Source organism: Actinomycetota bacterium, assembly GCA_035765775.1.
In the GTDB taxonomy this organism is placed as follows: domain Bacteria; phylum Actinomycetota; class CADDZG01; order JAHWKV01; family JAOPZY01; genus DASTWV01.
In genome coordinates this window covers 500364-516236 of the sequence record DASTWV010000059.1, presented here as the reverse complement: position 1 = coordinate 516236, position 15873 = coordinate 500364, and the positions used below count along the sequence as shown (strand labels likewise).

Genomic DNA, 15873 nt, shown 5'->3' with positions numbered 1-15873 from the left:
GGGCGCAGATCAGTGAAACTTCCTGAAACGCTGGTGCTGGCCTGGCACGCTGCCGGTGCCGAGGGGGGACCCGCCGCATTCGGGGCGGTCAATTTCCTGCTGCCGGACCCGTTCGGTGCCCGTCAGGATGGCGACCAAGACCCTCAGCGGTTCAGCCTTCTTGGTCACGGTTCTCCCCCAAGGCGGTAAGCGACCGCTTCATCCAGTTTGTCATGGCTTCCGGGCGGCTCTTGGGTGGGGGAGAATTCCACGCGTGATGGCAGGCATTGCGATGGGCACGGAGCAGGGCCTGTGGAGCCTCGATCTCGACGGAGGCCGGCGGGCGGGTCCGGCAACGTTCGCCGATCACCGGGTGGGCGCGCTTGCCCGGAGCGAGGGAGCGCTGTGGGCCCTGGTCGATGGGCAGGTGCTCTGGCGGGTGCCCCTTGAAGGCGGGCAGCAGATCGAAGGTGGCAATGAAGGGACCTGGACCCGCGTGGCCCGTCTCGAAGGGGTGCACGGGGTGTGCGTCGCAGAGACCCGGGCCGGTGTCCTGGTCGGCACGGCGCAGGCCCGGCTTCTCCGGCTCGGCGAGGAGGACCTGGATCCGGCAGCAGCGTGCCTCGCTGCCTTTGGGGCGTCCAACGGCAGTGTGTACGTGTCCCTGGACATGGGGACGACGTGGGGCTGGCCGCAGACGGGCTGCCCTCCGTTACCTGCTTAGCGATCGTTTGAAGCTTTGCTAATGGGGGATCGACTCCCTGGCGTCTTCAGCCGTTTTCCATGGGGGCGAGACGATAGAGAAGGCTATGGGCTGAGCGGACCCCCCCTAGGCGCATATCCCGATGATCGAGTTTATGTAGTTGAGCGAGCGGCTGCGCAATCACTCTTACTTTGGGTTCGGCGCTGCCTACCTCTACGCCAGAGGCAATAACGAGAAAAAAGGCGGAATCATCCAAAGCGCGGCGAATTTCGCTATCGGTCATGCGAATTTCGTCAGGCTCACCTCCACTGAAGACCTTAAATTCGTAGAATTGACGGAGATCATCTACAGCGTCCGCGCCAACTCCGCGTTGAGAGCGTAGGTCGACCATCCCCTCGTCATTGCTCCCAAGAACCTGACGAATAAGCTGGTAGCCAATCGTCTCCTTCTCAAGGTCTGTATATCCACGCTGGGCCGAGCGCTCTTGGGGGCCACTACCGGAGGCAGTTGGCTCTCGGAGCGGCGGCTGTGACGCTCGCTTCGCATGACGACGCTGAGGGTCGCCGCCGACGATGTCACCATTGGGGTTAACAATTTCGAAGGCCGAAGGGTCGATAAGCTTCCGCGCCGGGCGAGTGTTTTCGGTGGCGAGCGGATCTTCGGCACTCGCCCCAGTTGAGGGTCGGGCTCGAGATTGAAGGGTCGGAGTGCCCTTACGACGATCCTTTACCTGGTTTTGGAGAGCCAAGGTTTGGCGTTGGATCCTCTCGTCGTTCAAAAGCGTTTCCTCAGCTGCCCGCTCTTCGGCCATCCGGAGGCCTTCCGCCTCCTCTTCGGCCGCCGCCCGCTCCATCGCTGCCAGCCAAGCCTGTGCAACCCTGCGATGGTCCGTTTCGAACAATCCGGCTAAAGCCCTGCCTCCTCCCTCAAGGCGCCCGAGCAAGTCAGGGTCAGTGACGAAGACGCACTTCAACTGTGGGGAGGCCTTGGCGTCCACGGCCACGCTGGTCAGCCCAGCAGGCAGCGCAACCCCGGGAACGTGCACGGAAATGTGTTCACATACGACGACTTGGAACCGCTCGAATTCAGACCAAGGGATCCGCAATGCTGAGGCGGTAGCAGGGTCGTTACGCACGAGGTCGTCGTGGAGCAACAAAATTGCGGAGCGCATAAGCCGCGTTAGATCTTCATCGGCATCGACGGGTCCTTCATTTATCTGTCCCGCTGACGCGGGTACTTCCACCAAGCGAAGGAGCCGGAACAGTGAGTAGAACTGAGAGACCTCCCCGCCAGGCCTCCACACCGGAACGATATTGGCCAAGCCAGATGCGAGCACTGGATCGTGCACAGCGTACACGGGTCGTGTCTCGACCCAACCTGCCGTCGTCCACAGTGGCAATCGCGCCAGTCGTCGTCGTTGCGAATCCGGTAGGCTTGCCAGTCCCGCCAAGCGCCCTAGTTCACGAAACGTCTCGAGCAGGATCGTCTGCATCGCAGAATCCGGTGGTGCTCCGGCTTGACCGATTTCTGTGATGACGGCGACGCAATCCTGAATCTCCGGCCTTCGAACGTTGAGCGAACGCCAGAGTCGCTCTGTATCGCTTATCGTGGGAGTAAATGGTGCAAGGTCACCGAATATAGGCCTCCCGCCAAGAACTTGTGAAGGTCGGCGCCACCCGAGGTTTGTGTAGACCAGCCCGGGGCCGTCATCAAACACCTTACGAAGCTGGCTCGATGTCAAGTCGCCGCTTGCGTGTGCAGCAGGGGCCAAGTGATCCGCGATCGCCCGATAGAGCACCACCACCTCATCGATCTTTCCCGCGACATCCGCGTGATCTCGAAGGTCAACAAGTCTTTGGCACAACTCTGCCGTGTTCGGTTCACCTGCGACCCCGAGCGCATTGAGTACATCAACGCGGGCGTCCTTGAGTGAGTGGTGAACGTATCCCCGGCGGTTCGCCCCATACAGCGCCATGGTGGCCGGGGTTCGTAGGCGAAGCTCTACCGGAGGACGGGGCCTTCCGCTGTCATCGTCGAGCCACGGTGTCGTTGCTGCAGTCCAGAGCCACCATGCCCGCGTAGATCCTCTAGAGTTCCAGGTGTAGTAGGCGGCAGCAACCGTCACTTCTGCCTGATCGCCGAGTACGTTCCATGCCCGCCCCAACGTGGCGATCAATGCAGCGGCACGCGCCCGCCTTCGAGCTGGTTTGCGGTCAGCAGCGATATCTTCGACCACCCCTTGGAGATCGGGGCTAATGCTGTCGTCAAGCGTGTACTCCCCGCCCAGCGCCGTGATCGCCCGATAGCGATCCTGCGGGCCGTCCAGCCGCCAGGCAGCGACCCCAAGTCTCGATGAGGTCCCATACTTCCTTTCCGAGCCAGGATGGGGTGATACCCTGGGTGATGTCTCCGCACCAAGAAGCCTCAGGAACCTCAGAGCGCCGAGACCTTGCCGCCCGAGAGCCGACCGAAGGACTGTGGCATACCTCGGCGCCACCCAAGCCAAGCCGACCGTCTTTTCCGCGGCAACCGCGAAGGAGGCCGGATCTCTGTCGACGGATCTCCCTAGATACGCTTCCGAGGGATGGACATCGACCGTGACCTGACGACCCCGCTGCGCGAAGCGATAGCCCTCAATGAGGACTGCCCTTCCAATGGCCGGTGCCAGACTCGCCCACTCTGCTTGGCCCAACCCTTCGAGCGCGTCGCGTAGAGCCACAAGTTGGTCGTCGTCGAGACGACGCTTCAGTTGAGTTCCAGCTTGCCCCGCCGCAGCCAACCGGGATAGCACCGCCGAGTCTTCCATCCTAAGCATCGAACCTCGCTCTTGGAGCCACTCCAGAACAACCCGAGCATCACGAGAATCCCCCAAGTGGCATTCGTGAACCTGCGCGCCAAGACCCAATGCGAAGGACAGCCCTGACTTGGCTGGGACCAAGAAGTCGAGGGCTCGCGAGTTTGGCGGGACGCAGCGACTTCCGTCTGCGCGGACGACACATTTCGCCGTCGCCAGCTCCTTGTCCAGAATGTTATCCAAAGCCAAGCAACCGACGGCGAGAACGCGCTCATTCGCAAGGTTGGGGTCTTCAAAAAGGCGAAGGGCATCAAGAACCGAGACGGAGTCGGCGATTTCATTCCCGTTGCAACGCCAGTCGTCGAGGACAAGTCGCCATCTCCCGTTGGCGTCGCGGGCTGACGCCGGCAGCGCGTCATCCAACTCAGCCAGCTGGGCCACTTCCTCTGATGCAAGCCTCCCATCCAGCTCCGGATCCTCGTAGGCCAAGTCGCCGATCCAGCTCCAAGAGTCCCGAACACGAACCTCAACCAGATCGGCTACGTAGGTTCTCGCGACGCTAACCAAAGCTTTCTGCAGGGCTGCGGTTACCCGAGAACCTTGTAGGTTCTCTGTACCGAGTGGGGTAGAGGTCCAGGCTAATGCGGGCCTCTCGCGAAATAATTGAACAATGGCGTGGCCCCAGAGGTTCGCTATGAGCGGGATTAGCGCAAGATTCCAGGCGTTCGTTGCAACGCCTTGCCGACTAGCGATCGGATCGAACTGCGCATTCACACGCAGCGGCAAGTCCACCGAAGTCAAGGGGAGCCCCGCATAGAGCATTCCCTGTTCCTCCCCAGAAAGAGATAGGGCCACTGCTACGGGAGTTGTTTCTAGCGTCGCTTTGTGCGCCCTTTGCAGTTCACCCGGTGCTTCGAATTCAGCGTCATGGACGACCCAGGATCTACCGTCGGCCGAATGAGCTTCACGGCGGCGAATGGCCAAGGCGCGTCCGCCAAACTCCCCGTCCTCTTCACCGAGGTCCCGCCAAGTCAGCGAGAGTGTAAGCCTCTCGTCACCAGCCGAAAATCGGACACTACGAATAGAGCGCAGGAAGAGCAGCGCTGTATCATCCCAACGAGATGCCCATTGCATTAGGAGATGGGTGGCCTGATCGGCCTCGCGAAGTCTCAGGTAAAGCGAGGTGTCACCGACGCTCGCCAAATCGCTTGGAACTGCCCGCTCGGCGACAACTTCGAGGGTAGGCGCCCCGAACCGAACGTGGTAGTCGGAGCTGTGCATTTCGAATGAGTCGCTAAGGGCGCTGAGCGTCATCAAGCCGATTCCGAATCGCCCGAGAGCACCAGCGTCATCCCTTTTGGTTGTGAGCCACGGGGCAGCGAGGGCATGGACGTCGCGAAGGGTGAGTGGTCGACCGTTGTGACCCACGAAAAGCGAGTCCCCAACCAGTGCAAAGTGCACGCGTGTGGCGCCAACGTCGTCGGCGTTCTGCACGACTTCCGAAAGTGCCTGGAAAGGATCTTCGGAGAGAACTTTGGCCGCGGCGCGGGCGTTTTCGATGATTTCGGCAAGTGTCCCACTACCGGCCTGGAATCGCTCGACAAGGGTAGAGACGGCGGCCTCGACTTCTGCGAGGCCACGAGGCTCGTAAGGCGGCTTAGAGCGCGGGTCGTCAAAAGCCTGGTGGGCTGCTTCAACGGCCCGCGCCAAGCGGGGCTCGGTAATACGCTCCTCACCGAATCTTGTTCTTTCGCCGGACGCTCTGCGAATCATTGGGCCAGGAGCCTAGCCTGCTCTGCTTGGTTCACCCACCGCAAAAAGGGAGACGGCTCGGTCGGCCGCGCACCAAACCGCGTCGATCGCTGTCTTGCCCGGGTGAGGAGAAGACATCTTGATGGGCGGGTCACGGCTACGTAAAAGGTACGCAGCTCTGCTGCCTGCGCCTCGTCACCTGTCGCCCTGAAGTCGGGAAACTGGCCGTTGTTGCAGGCAATTACAGCAACTGCCTTGAACTCGCGCCCCTGTGCCTTGTGCACCGTTAGGAGTCGGACACCGGAACCCATTGAGTCTCCCCGCTGGCAGCGGGAAATGTGCTGTCTGAAGTTGGCGAATGTGCGCTCCCCAACTCTGGCCACGTCAACGAACGAGGCCCAAGCTGCCTGAAGCTGTGCGATGTCATCCTCCCAGTTAAGATCCGCCAGCTGTGCAATCGCGATCAACTCCACCAAGTCTGCCGGCGTCCTAGCCGAGGCCACCGCTTCACCCAGGACCTTGAGATCTGGATCTGGAGCCCCGAAAAGGAGCGCGCTAACCTCTGTCCAATCTAACCCCGGGTTACCGCAGAGCCTGCCCAGCCGCCGCCTGATGGACGTGTGCCCAGGTGCCGCTCGGTGACCTATCAATTCGATGACTACCTGTCCCGGCAAGCTTGTTACCCAGTCCTCTGGCGTGCTAGCCATGGACGTGTCGATTTCCAACTCATTCAAGGCATCGCGCGTGAATCGAAGGCTCGCGGCTGAACGCGCCAAGACCGCCACCTGCTCCGCCGAAACAAAGCGCGACTCGCCCGGAGACACGAGTGCCTCACCCAAACCCTTCTGAAGCAAGCCCGAAACCCAGCTTGCGACCAAGCGTCCCTCTTCAATCTCGGTCGCATTGGCTTCCAGCTGCACCTGGCCCTCGGCAGAATAGTTGGTAGCGTTCAGGCCGAGTCCCGGACGCCCAAGTGCGGCTGCCACTTCCAAGCCTACAGCCGCTATGGCACGCGCTGAACGGAAGTTGGTGTGGAGTTCGATGCGCTCAGCTCTGTATTCGCTGGAAAACCGAGCGATCAGGCCGGCATCCGCCCCTGCGAATCCGACGATAGATTGACGCTCGTCCCCCACCAGCATGCAATTGAGATGGTCGGACGAGGGGTCACCAACGATTCGAGTCAAGAACCGGTATTGAGCTTGGGTTAGGTTCTGAGCCTCATCGACAACCACGTGATCGTAGACCCTCGCTAGGTGTCTTGCCACCCAAGCCCCCTCCGCCAGCTCGGCACCGCGTTCGAGCATTGCGGCGTAGTCCAGTGCCCCGGCGGCATCGAGGGCTGCCCTCCATTCATCTAGCAGCGTGGCCGCTGTGCATTGAGCGCGGGCTAGGTCGATTGCCGCAAGGACCTCTAAGGGGTCTCCACCCCAGTCCTGTCCGGACTGTTGAAGCCAAGCGTCCAAGAGCACAACCCTGTCTTCGTCTCGGCTGAGTACTTCTGGCTCGATGGGGAGACCGATTCTGCTACCGTACTGGCGGAGCAGCGTCAGTGCGAAGCCATGGATTGTGTCGGCATCAACCCGCTTGTGCAGGTCACCAAGCCGGAGGCCAAGGCGCTCTCTCAACTCGTCCGCCGCTTTGACTGTGTACGAAACTGCTACAACGCGGAACCCCTCATCCTTTGATTCTCTTAAAATTCTTTCTATTCGATGTGCCAGAAGCTCGGTCTTCCCGGTTCCTGCCCCCGCTACAACGACAATGGCTTTGGAATGGCTGGCCACGGCCCGCGTCTGCTCTGGGCTCAACGTGAGGTCTGTCATAACGCACTAACCCTCGTCGTCAAAAGTTCATCCAGTTTGGTCAACAGGGCGTGAATGGCCGTGGGCCAACACTGAGTCGGCGCGCCCTGCCCCTGCCAAGGATGACGAGCCATGAGATGACTTGCCAACAGCCTCCCCATAGCCCCCTTGTGTTTCTCCATGAAGGCCAGGACGCCGTCGTGCTCGCCCAAATACCCCAATTCGGTGCAGGCATCGAGGCAGAGTGAGGGGTCGAACTCGAGGAACATCCGCTCTGTCGCGCTGCCCTGTGTTGCCGCTGAAGGTGGGCCGGGTACCCAGATGATCCGGGTCTCGTCCCCGGACCCAAGGGACTTCACAAGCCTCAGCGCCGCGAGCGAGCCCGGCTCGTCCGAGTCGCTAAACAGCAACCAGGGGTATCCCAGCAGGTTGGCAAATTTGATTGTGGCGTTCGCGTGAGGGCTGTTCATGCTGCCCGGGTCCACCACGCAAACACCGTGGGCCCGGTGACCGAGAGCCCTTCGGATCAGCGGCGGCAGCAGGGCGCGTTCGGTGGCTCCGTCGCCCAGGATGACTGCCGATGCGAAAAGGAGTTCCCCAAAAGGACGCTCGATCAGCCGACGGATCCTCTCCATCTCCTCCAGGTGCATGGAGGGTCTTCGGGCGCGATCAGGTGACTGCTCGTCCGTTGGGCGAAGGTCGACCAGCGTAGTCTCAGAACCTGACCTTTGAACAACCCTGACCGACCGTGGCTCGACAACCGAGACCAGGTGGGTGGAGTGCGTGGTGACGATGACCTGACCACGAATTTCGCCGAGTAGGGTTGGCAACTCGAATTGCGCCTGGGGGTGCAGGTGAGCCTCGGGTTCCTCGATGAGACTTACGGGGTGCGGCCGGAGTGCCGGGCCGTCGCGCCCAAGGCGCCGGTCATAGAGAACGCTCTGCACCTGGAGTGACGCCATGCTTCGGGCACCGGCCCCGTGAAGCCTCATGGGGAGGCCCCCCTCACCGGCATCCAGTTCGATGGATACCGACCGGGCCAGCTCCTCAAGGCGAACGGGAAGGGGGCGCAGGTTTGCCACCCCCATCGTGTCGATTGCCGCCGCCAACGCCAAAAGGGCCCCCCTTACGGCCCCCAGGGACTCGCTCGAATCAACGATCTGTTGCCCCAAGCCGGCCAAGCTGTCCTCCAACTCCTGGCGCCTCTCGCCAGCAATTTCCAGATCGTCCAGAATTCGACGGATGGGGGACCCTCGCCGGGTCAACTCCTCGACAAGATCCCGCCGGGTCTCGACAAGGTCAGCCGCGACAAGATTCCGCTGGTCAGACCCCAAGGAAGTCGGCTGACTAGGCTGGACCCATCCCCGGGAGGTCGGGTCCCACATCAGAACCGAGGTCTCACCCCGAACGCCAAACCCCTCACTTGAAGCTTTGATGCTGGTTCTCCAGGCAAACCGCTCCTGCACGGGGCTTTCCGCTATTGGCTGAACCGAACCCAGCCGGCGGGCGACGCGATCGTCAAAGGCATCTTCTGCCCCTTGAGCGGCGGTCGGAGCCAGCACGATATCCACGGCGGCGGCAACGGGGCCGAGCACCGTCAGATCGTCACGATCCGGAGTAGCCGCCCCCAGTCCTACCGCGAGTGCCCGCAGAACACGCGACTTACCGGAATTGTTGCGCCCAACCAGGACTGTCAAGTCCCTCTCGAAGTCGACCGTGCAATCCGTCAACCCTCGGAAATTGCGGATGCGGACACTCTCAACGTAGAGGCCCGCGAATCCTTGAGGATCCCCTAGACCGGTTTCCAGCACCACATCGCCTTCGGCAGTCATCGTCGAGCCCCCAGGCCGGCATGATTGAAGGCGAACCGCCCCTGCGCGGCGCGGCGATGCGGGGCGCCTCGAATGGCTTTGACTTGAACGTGAAGAAAGGACACGTGGACCGCCCTCCACTCCGCAGACTCGATAGCTACTACATCATCTCCTGGACATGCGCGAAGCGCTCGCTCCGGCTGGGGGCGTCCGAAACTCCGACAAGTGAGAGTTCAACTCCAGCCAAATCGAGAATGGGCCGACCACGGACCCTTCCACCAGAGGCTTGCAGCCCGGATGAGGGTAGCGTCCTTTCAAGGGATGCTCGTGGAGCCGCACCCCTAGAGCGAAAAGATCCCTCGGCGGGGCCCATTAAGTGAGGTCAACTCCCGCATAAAGGTAGGGCCGGGTCGAGCGGCACAGAATCCGACAAATGTTGCGAGCTGTTCCGGGCTGGTTCGCAGCCGCTCGTTCCCGAAGACCATGCGCACCTACCTAAACGCCCCGCTGGTCGAGTTAGAAGCCGCGTGTTGCTGCACAGGCACGATGGCTGCGGGGCCCGTCGAGCTGCCGTTGACTTGGGATATCCCGTTCTGCACGACCGCCTCACGGATCAGCATGGGGCGCCGGTGGTGGAGTCGGCCAACTCTTCCCTGAGGGCTCGTTCACCAGTCTCGGTCGGGGCTTCCTGAGGGTGCTCGGCCTGGTGAAGGCCACCGTCCTCCTCGGGTTCACCCTGGCCGCCCATAACCTGGACCCGCTCCGCTCGTTCAAGGCCAAGCGCTGCCTGGACGACGACGGCGCCGTCATCGATAAGTCAAAGTGGCCCCCCACCCGCCGCCGCAGCGGCACCCGGGCCGAGAACATCGAGGGCTCGTCTAAGGCCCCGCCGCCGACGTGGTGCAGGCTTCGAACTGACAGCACACAAAAGCCGACCCTACCTAAGATCGGTTTTGTCGTGCCCGAGACCAGCGAAGGGTAGGGTCACGCCTGCGAAGGAGGGGAGCAGCCCGCCGCGGAAGCAAACAGGCGTTCGACCCGGAAGCCGGCTCCCAAGGACGGGCGCGGCCCGGCGCAGAAGAAAAACGGGGCGCCCAGAAAACCCGAACACCCCTTAGTGGGCGAGAGAGGAGTTGAACCTCCACGGGCTTGCACCCACTGGCACCTGAAGCCAGCGCGTCTACCATTCCGCCACTCGCCCAGTGGCCTGCGCAAGGGAGCAAGTGTAGCCAAGACGGCCCCGGCCCGCGCCCAGCAATCATCCACGGCCGGTCCCGGCCCGCTGAGCGCATATTAGTGCATGGATGAGCAGGATTATCATGTTCAGCCATGCACAAATGCCCTCCGGCGGGCTGCGGCCGCCCCAGGCGGGGATGGGCCGACCCGATCGATATAATCAATCGCGGGTCGAGACCCTCTCTGTGTCGGCTCTGGAGGACCTCTGGGGCTCTTCGACGAATTCGAGCGACGGCTGGAGCGAGTCGTCGACGGCTTTTTCTCCAAAGCGTTTCGCTCCCCGATCCAGCCGGCCGAAATCGGCAGGCGTCTGCTGCGCGAGATGGAGGGCGCCAAGACCGTGAGCGTGGGGGCCGTGTACGTGCCGAACAGCTACCGGATCCATCTGAGCCAGACCGATCAGGAGCGTTTCGGCGGGCTCATCCCCACGCTGCGCCATGAGTTCGCCGCCCTCCTGCGCAAGAACGCCGCCGAACGCCACTGGCAGTTCCCCGGCCCCCTGGTGGTGGACTTCCTGGGCGACCCGGCCGTTGAGTCGGGCCGCTTCGAGGTCTTCGCCGCACACGACGCCGACGCCGTGGCGCCCGCCGACCTGGGTCCCCGGGAAGTGGTGCGGCTGCTCGGTGACCAGCCCGGATCCCCGGCGGGGAAGGCGACGAAGGCGACGAAGGAGTGGGTACTGTCCTCGGGGCGCCTCGTCATCGGGCGCCTGCCCTCCTGCGACCTCAGCCTCAACGACCAGAACGCCTCCCGCCAGCACGCCGAGTTCGTCGAGCGTGAGGACGGGTGGTGGATCGTGGACCTCGACTCGACCAATGGGACCTTCGTCAACGGTAGCCTGGTGAAGGAGCGCCGCCTGAACTACGGTGACCGCATCCAGATCGGCTCCAGCAGGCTGGAGTTCGCCCAGGCGGAACCGGCACCCGAGGGGTCGAGAGCACCGGGCGACCGGCCCGGTGTAGCCTCGCCGACCGAGTCGGTGTCAAAACCTCCGAACGCCGACTAGACCAACAGACGGGAGGCGGGCGTGCCGCAGCTTGCCCTCACGATCCTCAAATACCTGTTCCTCGCCCTCATCTTCCTGTTCCTCGCGCGGGCGGTGCGGGCGATGTACCTCGAGGTCATGGGCCCCCGGTCGCCCCGGTCGGCATCTGCCCCGGCGCCCGCCACCAGCCGTTCCGGCAAGCCGCCCGACAAGGTGGCACTGATCGCCGCGGCGGGGGCCAAGCCGACGATCTACCCCCTGGGGGACGAGCTGATCGTGGGCCGCAGTGACAAATGCCACATCCCCTTGGGGGATACCTATGTCAGCCAGGTGCACGCCCGGGTGTTCCGGCGCAACGGCCAGTTCTTCATCGAGGACATGGGATCGACCAATGGCACGTACTTGAACAGTCGCAAGGTGACGGCCCCCACCTCGGTCAACCGGGGCGACCGGGTCCGCATCGGGCGCACCGAGCTGGAGTTCCGCCGGTGACCGCCGCACCGGGCGGCCCCGCGCCGGGCGGCCCCGGGGCTCCGGCAGCCCCCGGCCCCGCCGCGCCGGGCGGCCCCGACGGTGGCCCCCGCTACGCCGCCGCCACCGACCGCGGCCTGGTGCGGGCCAACAACGAGGACGCCTACCTGCTGGCGCCGCCGCTGTATGCCGTGGCCGACGGCATGGGGGGCCACCGGGCGGGCGAGGTGGCCTCGGCCGAGGCCCTCCAGACCCTGTCCAAGCAGGCCGGCCACGACAGCGACTCGCTGGTCGCCGCGGTGGACGCCGCCAACGCCGCGGTCTACGCACGGGCCTCGACCAGCCCCGACCTGGCCGGCATGGGCACAACCATCACGGCGATGCTCACCACCCACGACGGGGTGCAGATCGTCCACGTGGGCGACTCCCGGGCCTACCGGCTGCGGGACGGGCGCCTCCGCCGTCTCACCCAGGACCACACCGTGGTGGACCGCCTCGCCCGGGAGGGCAAGATCACCCAGGACGAGATCGAGCACCACCCGCAGCGCTCGGTCCTGGAGCGTGCGCTGGGGGTCAGCCCCGAGGTGGATGTCGACGTCCAGCTCATCGATGTCCACCCGGGCGACCGCCTCCTGCTCTGCACCGACGGCCTCACCGCCATGCTGCACGACGACGACATCCGGCGGGTCCTCCACGCCGAGCGCGACCCGCAGGCAGCCACCCAGCGCCTGATCCGGGAGGCTCTCAACGCCGGCGGGAAGGACAACGTGACCGCGATCGTCGTGGACTTCCCGCGCGCCGGGGGGCCGGATCCCGACGCCACCGCAGAGCAGCCCGTCGTCCCCCTCGAGCCGGCACCCACGCTGCCCCCGACGCCCCGGCGACTCGCCCGTCCGACCCAGGCGCTCAGCCAGCCAATGCCAGGTACCAGCGCCGAACCGGCCGCCTCCCACCGGTGGTCCAAGGCCGCCGCCGTCCCGCCGGCGGCGCTCTCCACCCGGCCCTCCGATACCGGGCGGGGTGCCGCCAGCTGGTCACCCACCTCCACCAACCAGCCACCTCCCTACCTCCCACCCACCTCCCGGCGCCCGGCGGGCGTGCGCCTGCTGATCGGGGCGGCGGTGGTCATCCCGCTGCTGGTCATCGCCCTGATCGCCGGGTGGGTGGCGGTCAACCACTCCTGGTACGTCGGCCGCAACGGCGCCACGGTGGGGGTGTTCAAGGGCGTGCCGGGGTCCTTCGCCGGCATCCGGATCAGCTCGCTGCAGGCCTCCACCACCGTGACCGTGGCCTCGCTGCCCACCGACTACCAGCAGCGGGTCAACCAGGGGATGTCGGCGTCGGGCAAGGCCGACGCCCAGCGCATCGTCGACAACCTACGCAAGCTGCAGGCCCCCCCGACGGGCACCCCGGCCGCCGTCACCGGGACCGTCACCGGCACCGCCGCACCCCCCACCGGGACCCTCACGCCGGCCGTCCCCAGCCCCTCCCCGAAGGCCAGCCCGTGATCCTGCGCTCGGTGCGGCGCAACACGGAGGCATCGCTGCTGGTCCTCGCCAGCGTCGTGGCCGTCGGCGGCTACTGGCTGACGTCGCTGGCCAAGTCGTCCGGGGTGCCGCACCGCCTGGCTTTGTACGCCGGGACCTACATCGGCGTCTACCTGGTCTGCCACCTGGCGGTACGCCGCTTCACCCCGGCAGCCGACCCCCTCTTCCTCCCGATCGCCGCCCTCCTCAACGCCGTCGGCCTGGTGCTGATCGCCCGGCTGGACGTCGCTCGCCACCAGGACCTCGCCGGGGCGCAGCTGCGTTGGCTGGTGATCTCGGGGGCGGCGTTCGTGGCCACCCTGGTGTTCGTCAAGGACGTCCGGGCCCTGGCCCGCTACCGGTACTCGTGGGCGGCGGCCGCCATCGTGCTGATCCTGCTGCCCATCACCCCCCACCTGGGCGAGACCATCAACGGCGCCCGGCTCTGGGTGCGGGTGGGCTCACTGACCTTCCAGCCGGGCGAGTTCGGCAAGATCTGCCTGGTGCTGTTCTTCGCCGGCTACCTGGCCGAGCGCCGGGAGCTGCTCGCCGTGGCGGTCCGGCGGATCGGGCCGCTGGGCGTGCCCGAGCTCCGCCACTTCGGCCCGGTGATGGTGGCCTGGGCGGTCTCGGTGGTCGTGCTGGTGCAGGAGCGTGAGCTGGGGGCCTCCCTGCTGTTCTTCGCCATCTTCGTGGTGATGCTGTGGGTGGCCACCGCCCGGCCGATCTACCCGCTCAGCGGCCTGGTGCTCTTCTTCGCCGGGTCGCTGGTCTCCTACCACCTCTTCGGCTACGTGCGGGCCCGCATCGAGGTCTGGCTGCACCCCTTCGCCACCATCCACACCTCGGGCTACCAGGTCGTCCAGTCGCTCTTCGCCCTGGCCACCGGCGGCGTCTGGGGCACCGGGCTCGGCCTCGGCCGCCCGGACCTCATCCCAGAGGTGGCCACCGACTTCATCTTCTCGGCGGTGGGGGAGGAGCTGGGCCTGGTGGGCACCACGGCCCTGCTGTGCGCCTACGCCATCTTCGGCGCCCGCGCCTTCGGGCTGGCCACCCGCTGCCGGGACGACTTCTCCAAGCTCCTGGTCACCGGGCTCGCCACGGTGTTCACGCTGCAGACGATCCTCATCGTGGGGGGCGTCACCCGCCTGATCCCGCTGACCGGCGTCACGCTGCCGTTCATGAGCTACGGCGGCTCCAGCCTTCTGGCCAACTTCATCGTGGTTGCCCTGCTGCTGCGGGTGTCGCACGACGTGGTCGCCGATGAGGCCACCAGCCCGGCGGGCTGGACGCCGGGGGGATACGGCGAGCCGCTGGTTGAGGTGGGGCCCGCCGGAGGGGGCAGGTGAACCGCCAGATCCGCATCATCGCCCTGATCTTCCTCGCGCTGTTCGGGGCGGTGTTCATCAACCTCAACTGGGTGCAGCTGGTCAATGCCGGCAAGCTCGCCAACAACCGGGCCAACATCCGGGTGACCCTGCGGGCCTACGCCACCGAGCGTGGCCCCATCCTCACCGCCGACAACGCCGAGGTGGCCGTCAGCAGCCCCACGCCCAACGACCAGTACAAGTGGCTGCGCACCTACCCCCTCGGCCCGAGCTACGCGCAGGTCACCGGGTACTTCTCCCTGGTGTACGGCAACAGCGAGCTGGAATCGACCGAGAACGACAAGCTCACCGGGTCCGGGGGGAAGCTGACCATGCAGTCGCTCAGCGACCAGCTCCTCGGCAACAAGACGGTGGGGGACACGGTGGTCCTGAACATCAACAACAAGCTGCAGCAGGTGGCCACCCAGGCCCTCGGGGCCAAGAAGGGGGCGGTGGTGGCCCTGGATCCCAACACCGGGGCGATCCTGGCCATGGTGTCGTCGCCCTCGTATGACCCCACGCTCCTCTCCAGCCACGACACCACCAGCATCGAGAACACCTGGAAGGTGCTGCAGGGCAATGCGGACAAGCCCATGTTGAACCGGGCGACGAACCAGGCCTACCCGCCCGGCTCCACCTTCAAGGTCATCACCGCGGTGGCGGCTCTGCAGAACGGCCTCGGGACCAACACCACCTACGCCCCGGTCAACCAATTCCTGCCCGCCCAGACCTCCAACCCGATCAAGAACTTCGGCGGCGAGACGTGCGGGGGCGACATGACGGCGGCCTTCACCGTGTCGTGCAACGCCTACTTCGCCAAGCTCGGTGACGCCCTGCCGGCCGGGGCGCTGGCCAGCACCGCCAAGGCATTCGGCTTCGACTCCAACCCGCCGCTGGAGATCCCGGCGGACGCCAGCCGCATCGCCTCCGACGCCGACCTCTCGTCGCCCGCCTTCACCGCCCAGTCGGCGATCGGCCAGTACAACGACGCCGCCACGCCGCTCCAGATGGCATTGGTGGCCGCCGCGGTGGCCAACAAGGGCACGATCATGACCCCCCGGCTGGTCAAGGAGGTCCTCGACCACCAGGGCAACGTGATCGACCAGCCCAAGCCCGCACCCTGGAAGACCAACGTGATGTCGCAGCAGACCGCCGCCACCATGACGCAGATGATGGAGAACGTGGTCAACAGCCCGCAGGGCACCGGCACGGCGGCCAAGATCCCCAACGTGACGGTGGCCGGCAAGACCGGCACTGCCCAGAACGCCACCGGCGCCGCCCCGCACGCCTGGTTCATCGCCTTCGCCCCGGCCGAGGCCCCCCAGATCGCGGTGGCGGTCCTGGTGGAGAACGGCGGCAACCTCGGCAGCGACGCCACCGGCGGCCTGGTCTCGGCGCCGATCGCCAAGACCATCATCCAGACCGACCAGCAGATCGCGGGGTGGTAGGG

Annotated in this window: 10 protein-coding genes and 1 tRNA gene; 7 read left to right on the top strand and 4 right to left on the bottom strand. The window is 65.1% G+C overall.

Going from position 1 to position 15873, the window contains the following annotated elements:
* Nucleotides 1-253: 253 nt before the first annotated feature.
* Nucleotides 254-703, top strand: coding sequence for a hypothetical protein (locus VFW71_16200; GenBank protein HEU5004304.1), 450 nt, complete (start codon nt 254-256; stop codon nt 701-703).
* 46 nt (nt 704-749) lie between these two features.
* Here VFW71_16200 and VFW71_16195 read toward each other — a convergent pair whose 3' ends face one another.
* The 3 genes from VFW71_16195 to VFW71_16185 are packed head-to-tail and all read right to left on the bottom strand — an operon-like array spanning nt 750 to nt 8859.
* Entirely contained in the window at nt 750-5186 is a 4437-nt protein-coding gene (locus VFW71_16195) for a hypothetical protein (protein ID HEU5004303.1), read from the bottom strand.
* 59 nt (nt 5187-5245) lie between these two features.
* Nucleotides 5246-7048 (bottom strand): ATP-dependent helicase, encoded by a 1803-nt coding sequence (locus VFW71_16190; protein ID HEU5004302.1) that lies wholly within the window; start codon nt 7046-7048, stop codon nt 5246-5248.
* Nucleotides 7045-8859, bottom strand: coding sequence for an AAA family ATPase (locus tag VFW71_16185; protein ID HEU5004301.1), 1815 nt, complete (start codon nt 8857-8859; stop codon nt 7045-7047). The genes VFW71_16190 and VFW71_16185 overlap by 4 nt, the downstream gene beginning before the upstream one ends.
* Nucleotides 8860-9544: 685 nt before the next feature.
* On the opposite strand from VFW71_16185, the gene VFW71_16180 reads away from it, so the two are divergent.
* Entirely contained in the window at nt 9545-9820 is a 276-nt protein-coding gene (locus VFW71_16180) for a hypothetical protein (protein HEU5004300.1), read from the top strand.
* A 136-nt stretch (nt 9821-9956) separates the two neighbouring features.
* Here VFW71_16180 and VFW71_16175 read toward each other — a convergent pair.
* A tRNA-Leu gene (locus VFW71_16175) sits at nt 9957-10039 on the bottom strand.
* A gap of 198 nt (nt 10040-10237) precedes the next feature.
* Between VFW71_16175 and VFW71_16170 the strand changes: the two genes are divergently transcribed.
* From VFW71_16170 to VFW71_16150, 5 genes are read left to right on the top strand one after another with little or no spacing between them, the layout of a single operon-like run.
* On the top strand, nt 10238-11080 hold the full coding sequence (locus tag VFW71_16170; protein HEU5004299.1) for a DUF3662 and FHA domain-containing protein: 843 nt from the start codon (nt 10238-10240) through the stop codon (nt 11078-11080).
* Nucleotides 11081-11101: 21 nt separating this feature from the next.
* Nucleotides 11102-11551: an FHA domain-containing protein gene (locus VFW71_16165; GenBank protein HEU5004298.1), complete on the top strand. Its 450-nt coding sequence runs from the start codon at nt 11102-11104 to the stop codon at nt 11549-11551.
* A complete protein-coding gene (locus tag VFW71_16160) occupies nt 11548-13038 on the top strand; it encodes a Stp1/IreP family PP2C-type Ser/Thr phosphatase (GenBank protein HEU5004297.1) in 1491 nt (496 codons plus the stop codon). Before VFW71_16165 ends, VFW71_16160 begins: the two co-directional genes overlap by 4 nt.
* A gap of 11 nt (nt 13039-13049) precedes the next feature.
* The gene (locus tag VFW71_16155; GenBank protein ID HEU5004296.1) at nt 13050-14405 is read left to right on the top strand and encodes an FtsW/RodA/SpoVE family cell cycle protein; all 1356 of its coding nucleotides are present in this window, start codon (nt 13050-13052) and stop codon (nt 14403-14405) included.
* Entirely contained in the window at nt 14402-15871 is a 1470-nt protein-coding gene (locus VFW71_16150; protein HEU5004295.1) for a penicillin-binding protein 2, read from the top strand. Before VFW71_16155 ends, VFW71_16150 begins: the two co-directional genes overlap by 4 nt.
* Nucleotides 15872-15873 lie beyond the last annotated feature (2 nt).

Excerpts from the sequence above, each read along its gene's own strand:
- VFW71_16190 (HEU5004302.1), bottom strand. The coding sequence starts at position 7,048 with ATGACAGACCTCACGTTGAGCCCAGAGCAGACGCGGGCCGTGGCCAGC.
- VFW71_16185 (HEU5004301.1), bottom strand. The coding sequence starts at position 8,859 with ATGACTGCCGAAGGCGATGTGGTGCTGGAAACCGGTCTAGGGGATCCT.